This window comes from Mesorhizobium sp. M0500 (assembly GCF_040321165.1).
Classification (GTDB): domain Bacteria; phylum Pseudomonadota; class Alphaproteobacteria; order Rhizobiales; family Rhizobiaceae; genus Mesorhizobium.
This window is the reverse complement of record NZ_JAMYRB010000047.1, coordinates 1-21,632: the sequence shown is the minus strand read 5'-3', so window position 1 is coordinate 21,632 and position 21,632 is coordinate 1. Positions and strand designations below refer to the sequence as shown.

The window sequence follows — 21,632 nt, the reverse complement described above, 5'->3', positions numbered from 1 at the left end:
TCAGCGACGTCTTGCCATGGTCGACGTGACCAATCGTGCCAATGTTCACATGAGGCTTAGTGCGCTCGAATTTACCTTTTGCCATGTGATCTCTCCATTCCTGCCAGCCCGTGCGGGCCTTGAATTAAGTTACTGATGCAACTCGTTTCGAGTTACGCGTATTTCTTCTGGACTTCCTGGGCGACCGCGGTCGGGACCGGCTCGTAGTGGTCGAACTGCATCGTGTAGGCCGCGCGGCCCTGGCTCATCGAGCGAAGGTTGTCCACGTATTTGAACATGTTGGCGAGCGGCACCATCGCGTTGATGACCACAGCCACGCCACGGGCTTCCTGGCCCTGGATCTGGCCGCGACGGCCGTTCAGGTCGCCGATAACGCTGCCGACGTAATCTTCCGGCGTCACCACTTCGACCTTCATGATCGGCTCGAGCAACTGCACGCCAAGCTTGGGCGCTGCTTCACGGAAGCAGGCGCGGCCGGCGATTTCGAAGGCCAGAACCGACGAGTCCACGTCGTGGTAGGCGCCATCGATCAGCGTCGCCTTGACGCCGATCATCGGGAAGCCGGCGAACGGGCCCGAGGTCATGACGCTGTTGATGCCCTTTTCGACACCGGGGATGTATTCCTTCGGCACAGCGCCGCCGACGATCTTGGTTTCGAACTCGAATTCGCTGCTTTCCGGATTCGGCTCGAACAGTATCTTGACGCGGGCGAACTGGCCGGTACCGCCGGTCTGCTTCTTGTGCGTGTAGTCCTGCTCGTGCTTGCGGGTGATCGTCTCGCGGTAGGCCACCTGCGGCGCGCCGACATTGGCCTCGACCTTGAACTCGCGGCGCATGCGGTCGACGATGATGTCGAGGTGAAGCTCGCCCATGCCGGAAATGATCGTCTGGCCCGATTCCTCGTCGGTCTTGACGCGGAAGGACGGATCCTCGGCGGCCAGGCGGTGAAGGGCGAGACCCATCTTTTCCTGGTCGTTCTTGGTCTTCGGCTCGATGGCGATCTGGATGACCGGATCGGGGAATTCCATGCGCTCGAGGATGACCGGATGCAGCGGATCACTGAGCGTGTCGCCGGTGGTGGTGTCCTTGAGACCAGCGAGGGCGACGATGTCGCCGGCAAACGCCTCTTCGACGTCGGCGCGCGAATTCGCATGCATCTGCAGCATGCGGCCGATGCGCTCTTTCTTGCCCTTCACGGTGTTGTCGACCGAGATGCCCTTGGTGAGCTTGCCCGAATAGATGCGGGCAAAGGTGAGCGAACCGACGAACGGGTCGTTCATGATCTTGAAGGCGAGCATCGACAGCGGCTCGCTGTCGTCGGCATGACGCTCGATCTCGGCGTCGGTCTTGGCGTCGACGCCCTTGATGGCCGGGACATCGGCCGGCGACGGCAGATATTCCACGACGGCGTCGAGCAGCGGCTGCACGCCCTTGTTCTTGAAGGCCGAGCCGCAGAACATCGGATAGAACTTCACCGCGATCGTGCCCTTGCGGATGAGCGCACGGATCTCGTCGTTGCTCGGCATCTTGCCTTCGAGGTAATTCTCGAGCGCCGTTTCGTCCATTTCGACGGCGGCCTCGATCATCTTCTCGCGGTATTCTTCGGCACGAGCCTTGAGGTCGGCAGGGATCTCGACGATGTCCCAGGCAGCGCCCAGCGTCTCGTCGCGCCAGACCAGCGCGTTCATCTCGACGAGGTCGACGACACCCTTGAACTCGGTCTCGGCGCCGATCGGCAGCTGCATGACGACGGCATGCGCACCTAGGCGCGAACCGATCATCTCGACCGAGCGGTAAAAGTCGGCGCCGATCTTGTCCATCTTGTTGCAGAAGATCATGCGCGGCACGCGGTACTTGTCAGCCTGACGCCAGACGGTTTCCGTCTGCGGCTCGACACCGGCATTGGCGTCGAGCAGCGCGATGGCGCCGTCAAGCACGCGCAGCGAACGCTCGACCTCAATGGTGAAGTCGACGTGGCCGGGGGTGTCGATGATGTTGAAGCGGTGCATCTTGCCGTCGCGACCCTTCCAGAAGGTCGTGGTCGCGGCGGACGTGATGGTAATGCCGCGCTCCTGCTCCTGCTCCATCCAATCCATGGTGGCAGCGCCGTCGTGGACTTCCCCGATCTTGTGCGACTTGCCCGTGTAATAGAGGACGCGCTCGGTGGTCGTCGTCTTGCCGGCGTCGATATGCGCCATGATACCGAAATTGCGGTAGTCTTCGATTTTATATTCGCGGGCCATGGGAGGTGCCTCTTCAGTCTCGTTCGCGCTTTACCAGCGGTAGTGCGCGAAAGCGCGGTTGGCTTCTGCCATCTTGTGGGTGTCTTCACGCTTCTTGACGGCGGTGCCGCGGTTGTTGGCCGCGTCCATCAGCTCGCCGGAGAGGCGGTCGACCATAGTGGTCTCGTTGCGGTTGCGGGCGGCGGCAATCAGCCAGCGGATGGCCAATGCCTGACGGCGCTCGGGGCGCACGTCGACCGGAACCTGGTAGGTGGCGCCGCCGACGCGGCGCGAACGCACTTCCACATGCGGCGCGACATTGTCGAGCGCCTGATGGAAGACGGTGACCGGCTCCTGCTTGGTCTTGGACTGAACCTGGTCGAGCGCGCCGTAGACGATGGTCTCGGCAACCGACTTCTTGCCGTCATACATGACGGCGTTCATGAACTTGGTGACGATCAGATCGCCGAACTTGGGGTCCGGATTGATCTCACGCTTTTCTGCACTGTGACGACGGGACATTTTTTCTCTGCCTCAATTCTACGCGGTGGCCTGGATCCCGGATCGTCGCTTGACGCCGCCCGGAACGACCTTGGCTACGCTTCGGTCACTTCGGACGCTTGGCGCCGTATTTCGAACGGCGCTGCTTGCGGTTCTTCACGCCTTGCGTGTCGAGCACGCCGCGGATGATGTGGTAACGGACGCCCGGAAGATCCTTGACGCGGCCGCCGCGGATCATCACCACCGAGTGTTCCTGAAGGTTGTGGCCTTCGCCGGGGATGTACCCGATCACTTCAAAACCATTGGTCAGGCGGATCTTGGCCACCTTGCGCAGCGCCGAGTTCGGCTTCTTCGGCGTCGTGGTGTAGACGCGCGTGCAGACGCCCCGCTTCTGCGGGTTCTGCTGCATGGCCGGGACCTTGTTGCGCTTCACCGGCGCAATGCGCGGCTTGCGGATCAGCTGGTTGACGGTAGGCATTAAACCCTCTTGTCTCTCAATTCCGTGTCTCGCCCGGTCAGGGCCGCTCAAAGCGTCATTTCCATACGCAAATTCGGGCCACAAACCGCGCCTCGCGGTCTTGCCCGAACAAATGGCAGAGGAAGCGGAAGCCGCTTCATGCACGCCGGAAATGTCTTTTCGCTCGTAAAACGAACCCTGTTTGAGGCAAACTCCAAAGCGTGTCGCTTCGGAAGCAAGAGCCTCACATCGGTTCTGACTGGGCGGCTTCTACTCGTATGGCCACTGTCCGTCAACCCCGGAGCGGCAAATATTGCGCTGAACCCGAGGCGTGGCAGCCATGCGAAAAGCGCATGTAATTTTCTTGCGCCGTTTTTCAAGAGGATGCCAGAAAGTGACCGGCTTGCGGCTGTTTCCAGGCCGTGCTTCGTGCGAAAAGGCGGCATGAGCAGCCCAAACCCCCTCGCCCGGAGGTACGAACCCGTGAATGACAATGAGGAGCGCCCGGTCACCATTATTACCGGCCGGGTGTGGAAGCGCAAAGGCGGCAAGCCGGAAGGCGTGCATGTGATGCTGGTCGCGCCGGACGACGATTCGGCGGTGCGCCGCGCTCTCGAATCGCTTGCCGCCGAAGGTTATGCCGAGGCAGAGCTCGATCAGATCGGCGACATGGACGGCGTGCCGGACGAGGAGCCGCATCTGTCCGCCTATCAGGGCGCGCTCGAAGGCGAAGTGTCGATCGTGACGTTCGATGTGCCGATCTGAAGAGATCTGAATCGCGGTCGATCTCACGGGCCGGCGACAAAGCCCGGCGACTTGCCCGGCACAAGTTCTCTGCTAAGAAGCGACCTCTGGCAAAACCAAGCACACTCAACCTGCGGAGTTCCCATGTCCTCTAATCCCATCAAGCTCGGCATCGTCGGCGTGGGAAAGATCGTCCGCGACCAGCACCTGCCGGCCTTGGCGAAGGACCAGGATTATCGCCTGGTCGCCGCAGCGAGCCGCCACGGCAAAGTCGAAGACATCCCGAATTTCCCGACGATCGAGGCGATGCTCGACTCGGTGCCGGAGCTCGAGGCGGTGTCGCTGTGCATGCCGCCGCAGTTTCGTTACGACGCCGCGCGCTTGGCGCTGGCGGCGAAAAAGCATGTCTTCCTGGAAAAGCCGCCCGGCGCCACGGTCAGCGAGGTCGAAGACCTGAAGGCGCTGGCGGCAGCGAACGGCGTCTGCCTGTTCGCCAGTTGGCATTCACGCTATGCGCCGGCTGTCGAAGCAGCGCGCACATTCCTCAGCTCGACTACGATCAGGTCGGCCGCCATCAACTGGAAGGAAGACGTGCGCCGCTGGCATCCGAACCAGGAGTGGATCTGGGCTCCCGGCGGCTTTGGCGTCTTCGATCCCGGCATCAACGCGCTGTCGATCGCCACCCACATCCTGCCGCCGATGTTCATCAGCTCGGCAGAACTCGATTTCCCTGAAAACCGCGCGGCCCCGATCGCCGCCCATATCGCCTTCCGCACTTCGAACGGTCTGCCGGTGACGATGGAACTCGACTGGCGTCAGACCGGCCCGCAAAGCTGGGACATTCTGGCCGATACCGAGGCCGGATCGATGGTGCTTTCTGGCGGCGGCTCAAAGCTCGCCATCGATGGCCGCGTCGTTCACGAGGAGCCGGAAGCCGAATACCCGATGCTCTACAAGCGCTTTGCCGAGATCGTGCGCGCCGGCACCTCCGACGTCGATCTCGCGCCCCTGCAGCACGTCGCCGACGCCTTCATGCTGGGCAAGCGCAATGTGGTGGAAGCTTTTTTCGACTGACGAGTGGGCGCCGGCCGGATCGCAGGTCTGGTCGGCGCACCGCACAAAATCAATTGACGATCGCTATTGCAAAGCCGTCATAGCCCTTGGCGCCAACAGTCTGGATCGCGGTGCCTTCCAGACGTTTGTCGCTGCCGATGAACGAGAACGCCGCGCGTGCCCCTTCGACATTGGCGTCGCGACCATCTTCATTCACCACCGCGCCGTCACGGATGACATTGTCGCAGACGATGACGGTCCCCGGCCTCGAAAGACGCATGGCCCAGGACAGATAGTGCGGGTTGTTCGGCTTGTCGGCGTCGATGAAGATAAAATCGAACGGCCCGGCATTCTCGGCGCCTAAGGCCGCAAGCGATTGAAGCGCCGGTCCGACCCGCAGTTCTACCTGGTCAGACACCCCTGCCCGTTCAAAGTTCGACCGCGCGACACTGGCGTGGTGCGGATCAAGCTCGAGCGTCACGACCTTGCCGTCCATCGGCAATGCTCGCGCCATCCAGATTGTTGAGTAGCCGCCCAATGTGCCGATTTCGAGTACCTTCTTTGCTCCCTGCATTCGCGCAAGAAGTGAGAGCAGCTTGCCTTGTGCCGGGGAAACGTCGATAGGCGGCAGGCCCTGATCATGGTTGGCCGCCAGAACGGCATCAAGAGCGGGATCCGCCTCGAAAAGAGCTTCGACAATGTAGTCGTCGACAGAAGCCCAGATCTTCCTGCTCATCGTTTCTTCTCCGATCCGATTGAGGAACCAAAATGCGAAAAGGGGCCACTTAGGCCCCTTTTCTATCTTCTCTTGCTTGCGCGCTTACTGCGCCGCGTTAACCATGTCGGTCAGCATCGGCTCGGCGACCTCGACGCCGGACGCCTTGCGGCGCTCGTCGATGATCAACTCGTCGCGCGAGGTGGCGATGCGCCGGATCTGGCTCATCGTACCGCCGGTACCGGCCGGGATCAGCCGGCCGACGATGACGTTTTCCTTCAGCCCCTGCAGCATGTCGGTCTTGCCGGCAACCGCAGCTTCGGTCAGCACCCTCGTCGTCTCCTGGAAGGAAGCGGCGGAGATGAAGGACGGCGTCTGCAGCGAGGCCTTGGTGATGCCAAGCAGCACCGGCTGGCCTTCGGCCGGCTTCTTGCCTTCCTCGACCAGGCGCTCATTGACCTCTTCCAGCTCGATCACGTCGACGTGGTCGCCCGGAATGTAGGTCGAATCGCCCTGCGTGGTGATCTCGACCTTCTGCAGCATCTGGCGAACGATCACCTCGATGTGCTTGTCGTTGATCGACACGCCCTGCAGGCGGTAGACCTCCTGGATCTCGTTGACGAGGTAGGAGGCAAGCGCCTCCACGCCCTTGATCGCCAGGATGTCGTGCGGCGCCGGATTACCGTCGAGGATGTAGTCGCCCTTCTCGATGACGTCGCCGTCCTGGAGATGGAACGGCTTGCCCTTCGGGATCAGGTATTCGACCGGCTCAAGCGTCGAGTCATGCGGCTCGATGATGATGCGGCGCTTGTTCTTGTAGTCGCGGCCGAAGCGGATCGTGCCATCGATCTCGGCGATGATGGCGTGATCCTTCGGACGGCGTGCCTCGAACAGTTCGGCCACACGCGGCAGACCACCGGTGATGTCCTTGGTCTTGGCGCTTTCCATCGGGATACGCGCCAGCACGTCGCCGGGGCGAACCTGTGCGCCCGGCTCGACCGAAAGAATGGCCTCGACCGAGAGCAGGAAGCGGGCGTCGCCGCCCTTCGACAGCTTGCCGACCTTGCCCTTGGCATCCTGGACGACGATCGCCGGCTTGAGGTCGTTGCCGCGTGGCGTCGAACGCCAGTCGATGACCTCGCGCTTGGTGATGCCGGTCGATTCGTCGGCGGTTTCCTGGACGGAAATGCCATCGACCAGATCCTCGAATGCCACCCTGCCCTCGATTTCGGTGAGGATCGGGCGGGTATAAGGATCCCACTCGGCGATACGCTGGCCGCGCTTCACCTTGTCGCCATCGTCGACGAAGATGCGCGAACCGTAGGTGACGCGGTGCGTGGCGCGTTCCTTGCCGGCTTCGTCGAGGATCAGCACCGCCATGTTGCGGCCCATGACCATCAGCTGGCCGTCGGAGTTGCGCACCACGTTGCGGTTGCGGATCTCGACCTTGCCCTCGTAGGAGGCTTCAAGGAACGAGGAATCCACCACCTGCGCCGTGCCGCCCATGTGGAAGGTACGCATGGTGAGCTGAGTGCCCGGCTCGCCGATCGACTGCGCCGCGATGACCCCGACAGCCTCGCCCTGGTTGACGGGCGTGCCGCGGGCCAGATCGCGTCCGTAGCAGACCGCGCAGACGCCGACCCTGACCTCGCAGGTCAGCGCCGAACGGATGCGAACCGACTGCACGCCGGCCTTTTCGATCAGTTCCACGTCACGCTCGTCCATCAGCGTTCCGGCCTTGACCAGAACCTCGCCGGTGACCGGGTGGGTGATGTCGTCGAGCGAGGTGCGGCCGAGAACGCGCTGACCAACCGAAGCGACGACCTGACCGGCATCGACGATCGGCTGCATGGTGAGGCCCTTGTCGGTGCCGCAGTCGAGCGAATTGACGATGCAGTCCTGCGCCACGTCGACAAGACGACGCGTCAGGTAACCCGAGTTCGCCGTCTTCAAGGCGGTGTCGGCCAGCCCCTTGCGGGCGCCGTGGGTCGAGTTGAAGTACTCGAGCACGGTGAGGCCTTCCTTGAAGTTCGAGATGATCGGCGTCTCGATGATTTCACCGCTAGGCTTGGCCATCAGGCCGCGCATGCCGGCGAGCTGGCGCATCTGGGTGGGCGAGCCGCGCGCACCGGAGTGCGACATCATGTAGATCGAGTTCATCGGCTTCTGACGGCCGTTGTCCTCGAACTCGACCGCCTTGATGCGGGCCATCATTTCGTCGGCGACCTTTTCCGAGCACTTGGCCCAGGCGTCGACGACCTTGTTGTACTTCTCGCCCTGGGTGATCAGGCCGTCATTGTACTGCTGCTCGTATTCCTTGGCCAAAGCCTCGGTGTCGGAGACCAGCTTGATCTTGGCGTCCGGGATCAGCATGTCGTCCTTGCCGAACGAAATGCCGGCACGGCAGGCGTGGCTGAAGCCGAGAGCCATGATGCGATCGCAGAAAATGACCGTCTCCTTCTGACCGCAATGGCGGTAGACGGTGTCGATCATCTTGGAGATGTTCTTCTTGGTCATCTCCTGGTTGGCGGTCTCGTAGGGCACGTTGTGATTCTTCGGCAGCAGCTCGCCGATGATCATGCGGCCAGGCGTGGTGTCGTAGATCTTCGACACGACCTTGCCGTCGGCGTCGACCGTGCGGAAGCGCCCCTTGATCTTGGCATGCAGCGTCACCGCCTTGGTCTCGAGCGCGTGCTGGAGTTCGCCCATGTCGGCAAACACCATGCCCTCGCCCGGCTCGTTCTGGTTGACGATCGAGAGATAGTAGAGACCGAGAACCATGTCCTGCGACGGCACGATGATCGGCGCACCGGAAGCCGGGTGCAGGATGTTGTTGGTCGACATCATCAGCACGCGGGCTTCGAGCTGCGCTTCCAGCGACAGCGGCACGTGGACCGCCATCTGGTCGCCGTCGAAGTCGGCGTTGAAGGCCGTGCAGACCAGCGGGTGAAGCTGGATCGCCTTGCCTTCGATCAGGATCGGCTCGAACGCCTGGATACCGAGGCGGTGCAGCGTCGGTGCGCGGTTCAAAAGCACCGGATGCTCGCGGATGACCTCGTCGAGGATATCCCAGACCTCCGGACGCTCCTTCTCGACCAGCTTCTTCGCCTGCTTGACGGTCGAGGAGTAACCCTTGGCGTCGAGACGGGCGTAGATGAAGGGCTTGAACAGCTCGAGCGCCATCTTCTTCGGCAGGCCGCACTGGTGCAGCTTGAGCTCCGGACCGGTGACGATGACCGAGCGGCCGGAATAGTCGACGCGCTTGCCGAGCAGGTTCTGGCGGAACCGGCCCTGCTTGCCCTTCAGCATGTCGGACAGCGACTTCAGCGGACGCTTGTTGGCGCCGGTGATGACGCGGCCACGGCGGCCATTGTCGAACAGCGCATCGACGGCTTCCTGCAGCATGCGCTTTTCATTGCGCACGATGATGCCGGGCGCGCGCAGCTCGATCAGCCGCTTCAAGCGGTTGTTGCGGTTGATGACGCGGCGATAGAGGTCGTTCAGATCCGACGTGGCGAAACGGCCACCGTCCAGCGGGACAAGCGGACGCAGGTCCGGCGGGATCACCGGAACCACCTTCATGATCATCCATTCCGGACGGTTGCCGGATTCCATGAAGTTCTCGACGACCTTGAGCCGCTTCAGGTACTTCTTCTCCTAGAGCTCGGAGGTGGTCGAAGCCAGCTCAGAACGCAGATCGCCGGCGATCTTCTCGAGGTCCATGCCGGCCAGAAGGTCGTGGATCGCCTCGGCGCCGATCATGGCGGTGAACGAATCCTCGCCATACTCGTCGACGGCCATCATGTACTCTTCCTCGCTGAGCAGCTGGTGCTCCTTCAGCGCGGTGAGGCCGGGTTCGGTAACGATGTAGTTCTCGAAGTAGAGGACCCGCTCGATGTCCTTCAGGGTCATGTCGAGCAGCGTGCCGATGCGCGACGGCAGCGACTTCAGGAACCAGATGTGGGCGACCGGCGCCGCCAGCTCGATATGGCCCATGCGCTCGCGGCGGACGCGCGACAGCGTGACTTCGACGCCGCACTTCTCGCAGATGACGCCCTTGTATTTCATGCGCTTGTACTTGCCGCACAGGCACTCATAGTCCTTGATCGGGCCAAAAATGCGCGCGCAGAACAGGCCGTCACGCTCCGGCTTGAAGGTGCGGTAGTTGATGGTCTCCGGCTTCTTGATCTCGCCGAACGACCAGGACAGAATCTTCTCAGGGCTGGCAAGCGAGATCCGGATGGAATCGAACACCTGCGCAGGCGCCTGGGGATTGAAGAGATTCATGACCTCTTGGTTCATGCCGTTCTCCTTTTCGGGGTCCTCGAAAACCCCTTGCATCTAGCGCGGGCCAAACGCCCGCCGACTTGATCGGCCATCGGCCGAAGAATTTGGGTGCGCCCCGGTCGCGAGAGCCCTCTCTCGCGACCGAGCGTCTTGCCTACTCGGCCGCGTCGGGCAGCCGGATCGGGTTGTCGTCGAGCTTGGTGTTCTCCAGCTCGACATTGAGGCCGAGAGACCGCATTTCCTTGACGAGAACGTTGAAGCTCTCGGGAATGCCGGCCTCGAAGGTGTCGTCGCCTCTGACGATCGCCTCGTAGACCTTGGTGCGGCCGGCGACGTCGTCCGACTTCACCGTCAGCATCTCCTGCAGCGTGTAGGCGGCGCCGTACGCTTCGAGCGCCCAGACCTCCATCTCGCCGAAGCGCTGGCCACCGAACTGCGCCTTGCCGCCCAGCGGCTGCTGGGTAACGAGCGAGTACGGCCCGATCGAACGCGCGTGGATCTTGTCGTCCACAAGGTGGTGAAGCTTGAGCATATATATGTAGCCCATCGTCACTTTGCGATCGAACGGCTCGCCGGTGCGCCCGTCATAGAGCTGCGACTGACCGCTGGTGTGCAGGCCCGCCTGCTCCAGCATGATGTTGATGTCGGCCTCGTGCGCGCCGTCGAACACCGGTGTCGCGATGGAGACGCCGCGGCGCATCTGCTCGCTGAGGCGAACGATGCTCTCGTCGTCATATTCGCGGACCGGCTCGTTGCGGTCGTTGGAAGGCATGAAGCTCTCGAGCGTCTTGCGCAGCGGCTTGATGTCGCCCGCCGTCTTGTACGCGTCGATCAGATCGCCGATTTTCCTGCCCATTCCGGCGCAAGCCCAGCCCAGATGCGTTTCCAGGATCTGGCCGACATTCATGCGCGACGGCACACCCAGCGGGTTAAGCACGATATCGGCATGCGTGCCGTCCTCGAGGAAAGGCATGTCCTCGACCGGAACGATCCGCGACACGACACCCTTGTTGCCGTGCCGGCCGGCCATCTTGTCGCCGGGCTGCATCTTGCGCTTCACGGCCACGAAGACCTTGACCATCTTCATGACGCCCGGAGGCATCTCGTCGCCGCGCTGCACCTTCTCGACCTTGTCCATGAAGCGCTGTTCGAGCGCCTTCTTGGAATCGTCGTACTGGCCACGCAGGGCTTCCAGTTCGCTCTGGAGCTTTTCGTTCTCCACGGCAAACTGCCACCACTGCGAACGCGGATACTCGTCGAGCGTGTCCTTCGACAGCTTCGAGCCTTTCTTGAAGCCCTTCGGCCCGGCAATCGCTTCCTTGCCGACGAGAACGTCGGAAAGACGCGAATAGACGTTGCGGTCGAGGATCGCCTGCTCGTCGTCGCGGTCCTTGGCGAGGCGTTCGATCTCCTCGCGCTCGATCGCCATGGCGCGCTCGTCCTTCTCGACGCCGTGGCGGTTGAAGACACGCACTTCGACGACGGTGCCGAAGGTTCCCGGAGGCATGCGCATCGAGGTGTCGCGCACGTCCGAGGCCTTTTCACCGAAGATGGCGCGCAGCAGCTTTTCTTCCGGCGTCATCGGGCTTTCGCCCTTCGGCGTGATCTTGCCGACCAGGATGTCGCCCGGCTGCACTTCCGCACCGATGTAGACGATGCCGGCCTCATCGAGGTTCTTCAGCGCTTCTTCCGAGACGTTGGGAATGTCGCGCGTGATCTCCTCCGGCCCCAGCTTGGTGTCGCGGGCCATGACTTCGAACTCCTCGATGTGGATCGAGGTGAAGACGTCGTCGGCGACGATGCGCTCGGACAGGAGGATGGAATCCTCGTAGTTGTAGCCGTTCCACGGCATGAACGCGACCAGCACGTTACGGCCGAGGGCCAGATCGCCGAGCTCGGTCGACGGGCCGTCGGCGATGATGTCGCCCTTGTTGACCCGGTCGCCCATGCGCACCAGCGGACGCTGGTTGATGCAGGTGTTCTGGTTCGAACGCTGGAACTTCATCAGCCGGTAGATGTCGACGCCGGACTTGCCGGGATCGAGATCTTCCGTGGCGCGGATGACGATACGCGTCGCGTCCACCTGGTCGACGATGCCGCCGCGGCGGGCGCCGATGGCGGCGCCCGAGTCACGGGCGACGATCGGCTCCATGCCGGTGCCGACGAACGGCGCTTCGGCGCGCACCAGCGGCACGGCCTGACGCTGCATGTTCGAGCCCATCAGCGCACGGTTGGCGTCATCGTTCTCGAGGAACGGGATCAGGGCCGCGGCCACCGACACCATCTGCTTCGGCGACACATCCATCAGATCAACGTTTTCGCGCGGCGCCATCATCACTTCGCCGGCGTTGCGGCAAATGACGAATTCGTCGACGAAATGACCATTCTTGTCGAGCTCGGCATTGGCCTGCGCGACGTGGTGCTTGGCCTCTTCCATAGCCGAGAGGTAAACGACCTCATTGGTCAGCTTGCCGTTGACGATCTTGCGGTACGGGCTCTCGATGAAGCCGTATTTGTTGACGCGCGCGAAGGTCGCAAGCGAGTTGATCAGGCCGATGTTCGGGCCTTCCGGCGTCTCGATCGGGCAGATGCGGCCGTAATGCGTCGGGTGCACGTCGCGCACTTCGAAACCGGCACGCTCGCGGGTCAGACCGCCCGGTCCAAGCGCCGAAAGACGGCGCTTGTGGGTGATCTCCGAAAGCGGGTTGGTCTGATCCATAAACTGCGACAGCTGCGAGGAACCGAAGAACTCGCGCACGGCGGCAGCCGCCGGCTTGGCGTTGATCAGGTCCTGCGGCATCACCGTGTCGATCTCGATCGAGGACATGCGTTCCTTGATCGCGCGCTCCATGCGCAGCAGGCCGACGCGGTACTGGTTCTCCATCAGCTCGCCGACCGAGCGCACACGGCGGTTGCCGAGATTGTCGATGTCGTCGATCTCGCCCTTGCCGTCGCGCAGTTCGACCAGCGTCTTGACCACGGCCAGGATGTCGTCCTTGCGCAGCACGCGCACGGTATCCTCGGCCTTGAGCTCGAGGCGCATGTTCATCTTGACGCGGCCAACGGCCGACAGATCATAGCGCTCGCTGTCGAAGAACAGCGAGTTGAACATGGCTTCAGCGGTTTCCAGCGTCGGCGGCTCGCCGGGGCGCATGACGCGGTAGATGTCGAACAGCGCGTCCTGGCGGCTCTCGTTCTTGTCGACGTTGAGCGTGTTGCGGATATAGGCGCCGACGTTGACGTGGTCGATGTCGAGGACCTTGATCTCATCGTCACCGGTGCCAAGCAGCACTTTCAGCGTCTTTTCGTCGATCTCGTCACCGGCTTCGAGGAAGATCTCGCCGGTCGCGTAGTTGACAATATCCTCGGCAAGGTAGTTGCCGAGCAGATCCTCGTCGGTCGCCTTGATCGCCTTGAGACCCTTTTCGCCAAGCGCCCTGGCCTGGCGGGCGGTGATCTTCTTGCCGGCCTCGACGACGACCTCGCCGGTGTCGGCGTCGACCAGGTCACCAACGGCCTTGAGGCCGCGGAAACGCTCGACGTTGAACGGGATGCGCCAATGGTCGCCGGCGCGCTTGTAGGTGATCTTGTTGTAGAAGGTCGACAGGATCTCTTCGCCGTCCATGCCGAGCGCCATCAGCAGCGACGTCACCGGAATCTTGCGGCGGCGGTCGATGCGGGCGTGGACGACGTCCTTGCTATCGAACTCGATGTCGAGCCACGAGCCGCGATAGGGAATGACGCGCGCGGCAAACAGAAGCTTGCCGGACGAGTGCGACTTGCCCTTGTCATGGTCGAAGAAGACGCCCGGCGAACGGTGCATCTGCGAGACGATGACGCGCTCGGTACCATTGACGATGAAGGTGCCGTTCAAGGTCATGAGCGGCATGTCGCCCATGTAGACGTCCTGCTCCTTGATGTCCTTGATCGACTTCGCGCCGGTATCCTCGTCGATATCGAATACGATGAGGCGCAGCGTCACCTTGAGCGGCGCCGCATAGGTCAGGTCGCGCTGACGGCATTCGTCAACGTCGAATTTCGGTCCCTCGAACTCATACTTCACGAATTCCAGCATCGAGGAGCCGGAAAAATCGGAAATCGGGAAGACCGACTTGAAAACTGCCTGCAGTCCCTCGTCAGGACGCCCACCCTTGGGCTCCTCCACCATCAGGAACTGGTCATAGGATGCCTTCTGAACCTCGATCAGGTTCGGCATCTCCGCAACTTCCGGGATCTTTCCGAAAAACTTGCGTACGCGTCTGCGGCCATTGAAAGTCTGGGTCTGGGCCATCGTCGCTCCTTAGCTCAATTCTCGGGACGAGCCTCGCCGCGGCTCGCCTTGCATCTCGGGCCACCTTGGCGGCCCTGTCTTGTTGCCCGCCGCCTGTCGGCGGCTTCTTGTCTTTTTCACCCGCCGCCAATTGGCGGCGGGCCAGAAACGGGAGAAAACCCGTTTCCTGAAGGCCGGTTTGCGGCCCTCAGGAAAGAGGTTTTCGCACTCTTCGCGTTACGCAGCCTCCCTTCGACGCGAAAGGAGTGGCGGACGGCGCGACGCCCTCCGCCGGTACTCAACGCTTACTTCAGTTCGACCTTGGCGCCGGCTGCTTCCAGCTGGGCCTTGAACTTGTCCGCGTCGGCCTTGGAAACGGCTTCCTTGACCGGCTTCGGAGCCGCCTCGACCAGGTCCTTGGCTTCCTTGAGGCCAAGACCGGTGATGGCGCGAACTTCCTTGATGACGTTGATCTTCTGAGCGCCTGCCTCGGTGAGGACGACGTCGAATTCCGTCTTTTCCTCGACCGGAGCAGCAGCGGCCGCAGCGCCGCCGGCAGCGGCAACCGCCACCGGAGCAGCGGCGGAAACGCCCCACTTTTCTTCAAGAAGCTTCGACAGCTCGGCCGCCTCGAGGACGGTCAGCTTCGAAAGGTCGTCTACGATCTTTGCCAGATCAGCCATTGCAATGTTCCTTCATAAGGTTCGAACGTGTGTTTGTGATAGCGAGGAACGGCCTCATGCCGCCTCGTCCTTCCGGGCGTAAGCGCCGATGACGCGCGCGACCGAGGCCGCAGGCGCATTGACGATCTGGGCGATCCGGGTTGCCGGCGTGGCGATCATGCCAACCAGCCTGGCGCGCAGCTCATCGAGCGACGGAAGTGTGGCGAGTGCCTTTACACCGTCGGCATTGAGCGAGGTGGTGCCCATTGCGCCGCCGAGAATGACGAGCTTGTCATTTCCCTTGGCGAAATCGGACGCGACCTTCGGCGCCGCAATCGGATCCTCCGAATAGGCGATCAGCGTCTGTCCCTTGAACAGCTCGATGATCGATGCGGAGTCCGTGCCCTGAAGAGCGATTTTGGCGAGACGGTTCTTCGCGACTTTGACGGTGCCACCGGCGGCGCGCATTTTCGACCGAAGGTCGTTCATTTGCGCGACGGTGATACCGGCGTAGTGGGCCACGACGACTGAACCAGCGCTTGAAAACGCATCATTCAGGCCCGTGACGAGTTCGCGTTTTTCCGCTCTGTCCACTGCCTATCTCCAGTTGACCCCTGCCCTCTACGAAGGACAGGCGTCGGGTTGCCTTTTGCCGGCCGGGCCATCCAGTAACGGATCTCCCGAACGACGCTCGAGGATCCTGCCCCCTTTCGCCACACCTGCCGGCAAGCCGGACGGTGCGCAGACAAAAGGCAAACACGGTTCGAACCTTTCATTGGAGCTTGTGGCTCCTTTGTCCGGTCTTCACCCGTCTCATGCAGGCCCACATGAATTAAGGCCCACATCACCTAAGGCTTGGGGGCCGCCTGCAATCTCGGACAGGATGTCCGGAAGCCTTTCGACTTCCGGTACCGGGCCGCCGACAGGTCGGAGGCCCGGAATTCTTTCACGGATCAGCGTTTTAGCGGCCGATCCAATTGTTTCGTATCAGGACGCTGCGAGCGTCGAGACGTCGAGCTTGAGGCCCGGGCCCATCGTCGAGGTGACCGACACCTTCTTGACGTAGTTGCCCTTGGCACCAGCCGGCTTTGCCCTGGTCACCGCATCAGCGAAGGCGCGGACGTTTTCTTCCAGCGCCTTGACGTCGAACGAGACCTTGCCGACGCCGGCGTGAACGATGCCGGCCTTCTCGACGCGGAACTCGACGGCGCCGCCCTTCGATGCCTTGACGGCGGCGGTAACGTCGGTGGTTACGGTGCCGACCTTCGGGTTCGGCATCATGCCGCGCGGACCGAGCACCTTGCCGAGACGGCCGACCAGCGGCATCATGTCCGGCGTGGCGATGCAGCGGTCGAAGTCGATCGTGCCCTTCTGGACGATGTCGACCAGATCCTCGGCTCCGACGATGTCGGCGCCGGCGGCCTTGGCCTCCTCGGCCTTGTCGCCACGCGCGAAGACGGCGACGCGAACGCTGCGGCCGGTGCCGTTCGGCAGATTGACCACGCCGCGGACCATCTGGTCGGCATGGCGCGGGTCGACGCCGAGGTTCATCGCGACTTCGATCGTCTCGTCGAACTTCACCGAGGAGCGATCCTTGAGCAGCTTCAGCGCCTCACCCAAAGCATAAGCCTTGTTGGGATCGATGCCTTCGCGGGTCTTCGATACACGCTTTGCAATCTTTGCCATGATCTCAGCCCACCACTTCCAGACCCATCGAGCGGGCGGAGCCCTCGACCATGCGCATGGCCGCCTCGACGTCGTTTGCGTTCAGATCCTTCATCTTCTGCTCGGCGATGGCGCGCACCTTGTCGCGGCCGATCGTGCCGGCCTTGACCTTGCCCGGCTCCTTCGAGCCCGACTTCAGGTTCGCAGCCTTCTTCAGGAAGTAGCTCACCGGCGGCGTCTTCATGACGAAGGTGAACGACTTGTCCTGGTAGTAGGTGATGACGACCGGAACCGGCGAGCCCTTTTCCATTTCCTGGGTCTGCGCGTTGAACGCCTTGCAGAACTCCATGATGTTGATGCCACGCTGACCAAGCGCCGGGCCGATCGGGGGCGACGGCGTGGCCGATCCCGCGGAAACCTGGAGCTTGAGCTGGCCTGCAATTTTCTTAGCCATCTCTCTTCCTGCCTTTTCTCATGCCGGTCTTGCCGGCGGTTGCAGTCTGGTGGTGCGGTCCGTGCGGCCGGCTAAAGCCGCATTCGCCTCCCACCCGTTTTTGGCCGCGCGATCTCCGCGCCGCCTTCCCTGCCGCCGAAACCGGTGCAGGGATTTCGGATCAGCCCTTCTCGACCTGTCCGAATTCCAGATCGACCGGCACAGCGCGCCCGAAGATCGAAACTTCCACCTTGAGCCGCGCCCGCTCTTCGTCCACTTCCTGGACGAAACCGTTGAACGACGCGAATGGTCCATCCGAAACGCGGATCGCTTCGCCGATCTCGAACGTCACCGACGGCTTCGGCCGCTCGACGCCTTCCTGAACCTGGTTCAGGATACGCTGGGCCTCGGCTTCGGTGATCGGCACCGGCTTGGAGTCGCCCAGGAAACCGGTGACCTTCGGCGTGTTCTTGACGAGCGAGAACACGGCATCGGTCAGATTGGCTTTCAGCAGCACATAGCCCGGAAAGAACTTGCGCTCGGCATCGACCTTGCGGCCGCGGCGGATCTCGACGACCTTCTCGGTCGGCACCACGATCTGCTCGATGTCGGCGGACAGGCCCTTCTGCTTGGCCTTGTTCTCAATGTCCTCGGCGACCTTCTTTTCAAAGTTCGAGTAGGCGTGGACGATGTACCACCGCGCGGTCATTTCAAGACTTCTCCGTAATCGCCGGACTTACTGTCCGAGGCCGAGGATTTTTTCGACCGCAAAGCCCATGGCCACGTCTGCGGTAAAGAAAAAGATCATCGCGATGACCGCGAACACAAGGACCATCACCGTCGAGATCATCGTTTCGCGCCGCGACGGCCAAGTGACCTTGGCGGTCTCCGCGCGAACCTGCTGGAGAAAGGTGAAGGGATTTGTGGTTTTCGAAGCCATATGCCGCTCTGTCTGCAAGACCCGTTGGCCGGGCCTCCTGGATGATCCCGCTGGCCGGGACGTGCCGCTTGAGCGTGCGTTCGCGCCGAATCAGCGCAATCATTTCGCCCATGCAAATCAGACGCGTAAAGCCGGCTTCCCAGCTCCACGCGTCGCGTGTCTGTCTCGTCTACATAAAACCGATTCTTGATCCACGCAAGTGGCAAGTGTCCGCTTTATGGCCAAACGCCGCCTCGGAACCATCCAGTCGTCCCGTCCCGGCTATGCGGCCCTTATGCCGCAACTTATGCCATATGGCAAGTCACAAGCCGATTTTCAAAGGCCGCACTGCAAAAGAATCGTTTTTAGGTATCCATTCGAAGAATGGCACGGGCAGCAGGGCTCGAACCTACGACCTGCGGTTTTGGAGACCGCCGCTCTACCAACTGAGCTATGCCCGTATGCGCATGTCGGCGCAGCAGGCGCTTCCTAAAAGCTTCCGCGCGCTCTGTAAAGAGCGACGTGCGCTACCCGGCCTTCATCTTCGAAAGTCCAGGCGTCCTCCCGGCCATTTCCCGTCGATCCTTTGATTGCTGACGATCAAGCCGACCCAGGGACGCACGATTTCCGGGTCGGTCAGATTGATGTATTTTCCCGCCAGCCCTTTCGCACCCTGGCGCCGGGCATCGATGAGCCCCTTGCGCACGCCATTATGCCAATCGAACAGCAGGTAAACCCTCTCTCCCGCCGTCTTCACCTCGCCCCGGCCAGACTTCCATTTATCCTTGCTGTCGCCTGGAATCGTGGGATCGGCACCGCCGTTCCAACGGCTGGACCAGCTGCCTTCGATGGTGTCGTTGCGGTCGCGGTCGCTTTCGGTGCCCCAGGCCTCGGCATTTTCATCGCTTGGAGTTCCCTCCAGTTTCACGCCGGCGGCGAACGCCGACACCTCCTCGTCGTCGGGAGTGGGGACGTCCATGAAGCCAAACGGATTTCGGATTCCGCGGTTGCTGTCAGAATTTGCTTTGCTGTCCGATCCCATCGCAGGCCTCCGGTTTTTCAGCACGGCCCCCCGCCAGCCACGGCGGCCTCAAACCGTTCCAGCCTGGCGGACCGAACCATTCACCGCCACCCATTTCCCGCAAATCGGGTCCTGGCGGCAGGGTTTTCGACCGATTCGCGCCCCGGTCAGTCTCCCGAAGGCGCCTTGTAGGGGCCGCCCGGCACCCCCCAACCCCAGGCCGGCATTGGTTCGCTCTCGGGATCGCAGGTCGGGCCCTTGTTGGAATTCATCCTGGCCAGCCGCGATCCCCATTCGACATAGGCCATAAAGGCCGAGCGGAATTCGGGATCGTCAGGCAACCCGATCTCGTCGGCGGCGTCGGCGAGAAGGTTGATCCAGCGCCGGCGCTGCTCCTCGGTCAGATGCTTGCCGAGATGGTGCATCACCATCTCGCGATGGCCGCCGTGCTTTTCGCTGTAGGTTTTCGGTCCACCAAAAACTTCGCCGATGAAAGCCGCGACGTGAGCGGGATGATCCGGCGACATATGCTTGAACACCGGCCCGACGATGGGGTCCCGAGAGACGTTGTCGTAGAAGGTTTGGGTCAGGCGGTTCAGCGCTTCGGAGCCACCGGCCCATTCAAACAATGTCGGGACATCCTGGCTCATTCGCGATCCCTCCCATGCTGGACTTCAACCGCGCTGGACGATAGCGGAAACATCGAGCGCCGCTCAACCTGCCTCGATGGGCAGTCGGCCATCATGCCCGCGTTACGATTTGACCGGCGTGCTGGCCTGAGCCTTGGCGCCCGAGGCTTCGCGGCAGTTTTCCGGCCGTGGCTCCGATCTGCAGATGCCTGGGCCTGTCAATTCGTCTGCCGATTGATGCCCGGTTGTCAGCCCGTATTTCAGCATCCTGTCGAGTTCGAGCTGCCGTTCGACTGAATACAGCTGAATTGCGGTAAACAGACCGGGGCCGATGGCCATGTCCTCGAGATAGGCCTTGACCTTTTGCTCCTGCCCTACCGAATGCACGCTCAACTGTGCACGCGGGCCGACCAGGCGTTTGACACCGCCGGCGAGCATGATCGGACAGGCCGAGCCGCAACCGCCGCCGGCATCGACCGTCAGCCCATTGTAGACGCCGTCTTCGGCCGTGCAGTCGGCCTGCCGCGGCTCGCAGCCAATGAAATCCGTCCGGGCCACGGCGACGTCGAGCTTGCGTTCGCGGATCAGCCTTCCGGCCGCCAAAGCACCGAGCACATCACCACCCGGCGAGTTGATAACGATGGGCAGGCGCCGGTCGCCGACGCTGTCAAGCAGTTGGCGCAATTTTTCGGGCGTGTCAGCGGTAATTGCGCCTTCGGCCGAGATCCATTCCGGGCAGTTGGGATTGCAGAGCGGGTTGCTGCCGCGGACCAGGACGAAGCGCATGTCAGCGACCTCCTTCGGCCGCGGGGTTTCGAGCCCTGCGGGTGCAGGCTCGGCTTTCGCCACCACTTCGCGGGCCGGCTTCGTGATATTCGCCGGCGCCGGCACCTCCCTGCAACTCGCCGGCAACGGATCGGACGTGCATAGGGTTGGCGCGGTCAGCAGGTCGACGGCATCCCGGCTGGTGACGAGATTCATTTGCAGCATGTCGTAGGGAGCCAATTGCTGGATACCGCTGGCCGGTGTGCTTTTCATGGTCTCGAGCACACCCAGGCCGACGCCCATCTCCTTCAGATAGGCCGCCAGCTTCCGCTCCAGCGGCTTGTTCATCTCATAGGTCTTGTAGCTGCCGGCGTTCTTCCGGCTGACGACCCTGGTGCTGAGTATCTTCTTCTTGCCTTTCACCATGCGATAAGTGGTGCGGTACAGCAATTTCGTCCGGATATAGGTCGTGGTGATCTGATGGACGCCGAGAAAGGCCCATTCCCCGACCACGCGCCGGATGCCACCGGAAAACATCAACGGACAGGCGGAATTGCAGATGGCGCCATCGGCATAAGCATTGCCAAAATAACGGGCGCCCTTGCCGTCGTTTTCCTTGCAGTTCTTCACATCTGGCAGACAGCCGACGAAGCGGGTTTTGCCAACGGCGATATCGAGCTTGTTCTTGCGGATCAGGCGACCAAGTGTCAGCGCCGCTTCGACATTGCCGCCGGGGGAATCGACGACGATCGGCAGCTTTCGGCCGCCAAGCGCTTTCAGCGCGCGTTTGAACAGGGCCGGCGTGCCGGCTTCTATCGAGCCTTCCGCCGATATCCATTCCGGACAGGTCGGCTCGCAGCCCGGCGCGCTGCTGCGGACGACGACGAACCGCATCGTCGGGCCGAAATCCGGCGCGGATTTTTCCGGCGTGGATTTCTTTGCATCCGCTGCGAAGGCAGCGTGGCCCATGGCAAGCAACGACACCAGGCAGATCAGCCCTAGCGACCACCATGCCTGACTATGCAAACGGCGCCATGGAACCATTCGGGCAGCCCCCCTCGATGCAACCTATACTAGTTATGGCAGAGGCGCTTGCAACAGGATTTGAAGCAATGCGGTTAATCCATTGCCAGAATATCAGAATCAAAAGGGCGGCCCGAAGACCGCCCCTTTGCATCCGATCTCAACCGGCAGCGCCGGCGACTACTCTTTGATGGTGACGACGATGCCGGCACCGACGGTGCGGCCGCCTTCACGGATGGCGAAGCGCAGCTTCTCTTCCATGGCGA

Annotated in this window: 17 protein-coding genes, 1 tRNA gene and 2 pseudogenes; 2 read left to right on the top strand and 18 right to left on the bottom strand. The window is 62.1% G+C overall.

The window, feature by feature from the left end; genetic code table 11:
- The 4 genes and pseudogenes from NKI70_RS32680 to rpsL form a co-directional block, all read right to left on the bottom strand.
- A pseudogene (locus NKI70_RS32680) lies at positions 1–85 on the bottom strand (GTP-binding protein); the annotation flags it as partial.
- A gap of 67 nt (positions 86–152) precedes the next feature.
- Entirely contained in the window at positions 153–2,243 is a 2,091-nt protein-coding gene (gene fusA, locus NKI70_RS32675; RefSeq protein WP_352726219.1) for an elongation factor G, read from the bottom strand.
- A 30-nt stretch (positions 2,244–2,273) separates the two neighbouring features.
- Entirely contained in the window at positions 2,274–2,744 is a 471-nt protein-coding gene (rpsG, locus tag NKI70_RS32670) for a 30S ribosomal protein S7 (RefSeq protein WP_008875664.1), read from the bottom strand.
- 85 nt (positions 2,745–2,829) lie between these two features.
- Entirely contained in the window at positions 2,830–3,201 is a 372-nt protein-coding gene (rpsL, locus tag NKI70_RS32665) for a 30S ribosomal protein S12 (RefSeq protein ID WP_006333356.1), read from the bottom strand.
- 462 nt (positions 3,202–3,663) lie between these two features.
- On the opposite strand from rpsL, the gene NKI70_RS32660 reads away from it, so the two are divergent.
- Together NKI70_RS32660 and NKI70_RS32655 are read left to right on the top strand one after the other, a co-directional pair.
- Entirely contained in the window at positions 3,664–3,945 is a 282-nt protein-coding gene (locus tag NKI70_RS32660; protein ID WP_023680447.1) for a transcriptional regulator, read from the top strand.
- A 123-nt stretch (positions 3,946–4,068) separates the two neighbouring features.
- Positions 4,069–4,998: a Gfo/Idh/MocA family protein gene (locus tag NKI70_RS32655; RefSeq protein ID WP_352572480.1), complete on the top strand. Its 930-nt coding sequence runs from the start codon at positions 4,069–4,071 to the stop codon at positions 4,996–4,998.
- Positions 4,999–5,047: 49 nt separating this feature from the next.
- On the opposite strand, the gene NKI70_RS32650 is transcribed toward NKI70_RS32655, so the two are convergent.
- The 14 genes and pseudogenes from NKI70_RS32650 to NKI70_RS32585 form a co-directional block, all read right to left on the bottom strand.
- Positions 5,048–5,713: an O-methyltransferase gene (locus NKI70_RS32650; protein WP_352572478.1), complete on the bottom strand. Its 666-nt coding sequence runs from the start codon at positions 5,711–5,713 to the stop codon at positions 5,048–5,050.
- An 84-nt stretch (positions 5,714–5,797) separates the two neighbouring features.
- Positions 5,798–9,994 (bottom strand): annotated as a pseudogene (gene rpoC / locus NKI70_RS32645) (DNA-directed RNA polymerase subunit beta').
- 139 nt (positions 9,995–10,133) lie between these two features.
- Positions 10,134–14,270 (bottom strand): DNA-directed RNA polymerase subunit beta, encoded by a 4,137-nt coding sequence (rpoB, locus tag NKI70_RS32640; RefSeq protein ID WP_023680443.1) that lies wholly within the window; start codon positions 14,268–14,270, stop codon positions 10,134–10,136.
- A 284-nt stretch (positions 14,271–14,554) separates the two neighbouring features.
- On the bottom strand, positions 14,555–14,932 hold the full coding sequence (gene rplL, locus NKI70_RS32635) for a 50S ribosomal protein L7/L12 (RefSeq protein WP_023680442.1): 378 nt from the start codon (positions 14,930–14,932) through the stop codon (positions 14,555–14,557).
- Between the two features lie 54 nt (positions 14,933–14,986).
- Entirely contained in the window at positions 14,987–15,505 is a 519-nt protein-coding gene (rplJ, locus tag NKI70_RS32630; protein WP_008875657.1) for a 50S ribosomal protein L10, read from the bottom strand.
- A gap of 393 nt (positions 15,506–15,898) precedes the next feature.
- Entirely contained in the window at positions 15,899–16,597 is a 699-nt protein-coding gene (rplA, locus tag NKI70_RS32625) for a 50S ribosomal protein L1 (RefSeq protein ID WP_023680441.1), read from the bottom strand.
- Between the two features lie 4 nt (positions 16,598–16,601).
- Positions 16,602–17,030, bottom strand: a complete 429-nt coding sequence (rplK, locus tag NKI70_RS32620) for a 50S ribosomal protein L11 (RefSeq protein WP_023680440.1) — start codon at positions 17,028–17,030, stop codon at positions 16,602–16,604.
- 160 nt (positions 17,031–17,190) lie between these two features.
- Positions 17,191–17,718, bottom strand: coding sequence for a transcription termination/antitermination protein NusG (nusG, locus tag NKI70_RS32615; protein ID WP_006333333.1), 528 nt, complete (start codon positions 17,716–17,718; stop codon positions 17,191–17,193).
- A 27-nt stretch (positions 17,719–17,745) separates the two neighbouring features.
- A complete protein-coding gene (gene secE / locus NKI70_RS32610) occupies positions 17,746–17,949 on the bottom strand; it encodes a preprotein translocase subunit SecE (protein ID WP_023680439.1) in 204 nt (67 codons plus the stop codon).
- 364 nt (positions 17,950–18,313) lie between these two features.
- Positions 18,314–18,389 (bottom strand) — tRNA-Trp (locus NKI70_RS32605).
- A gap of 77 nt (positions 18,390–18,466) precedes the next feature.
- Positions 18,467–18,970: a hypothetical protein gene (locus NKI70_RS32600; RefSeq protein ID WP_352700724.1), complete on the bottom strand. Its 504-nt coding sequence runs from the start codon at positions 18,968–18,970 to the stop codon at positions 18,467–18,469.
- A 146-nt stretch (positions 18,971–19,116) separates the two neighbouring features.
- Positions 19,117–19,599 (bottom strand): group II truncated hemoglobin, encoded by a 483-nt coding sequence (locus NKI70_RS32595; RefSeq protein WP_352700725.1) that lies wholly within the window; start codon positions 19,597–19,599, stop codon positions 19,117–19,119.
- A 102-nt stretch (positions 19,600–19,701) separates the two neighbouring features.
- Positions 19,702–21,387 carry a COG3904 family protein gene (locus NKI70_RS32590; RefSeq protein WP_352700726.1) on the bottom strand — a complete coding sequence of 562 codons (1,686 nt, stop codon included), beginning with the start codon at positions 21,385–21,387 and terminating at the stop codon, positions 19,702–19,704.
- Positions 21,388–21,546: 159 nt separating this feature from the next.
- On the bottom strand, positions 21,547–21,632 hold an 86-nt coding region (locus NKI70_RS32585; protein ID WP_455749504.1), incomplete at its 5' end, for an EF-Tu C-terminal domain-related protein.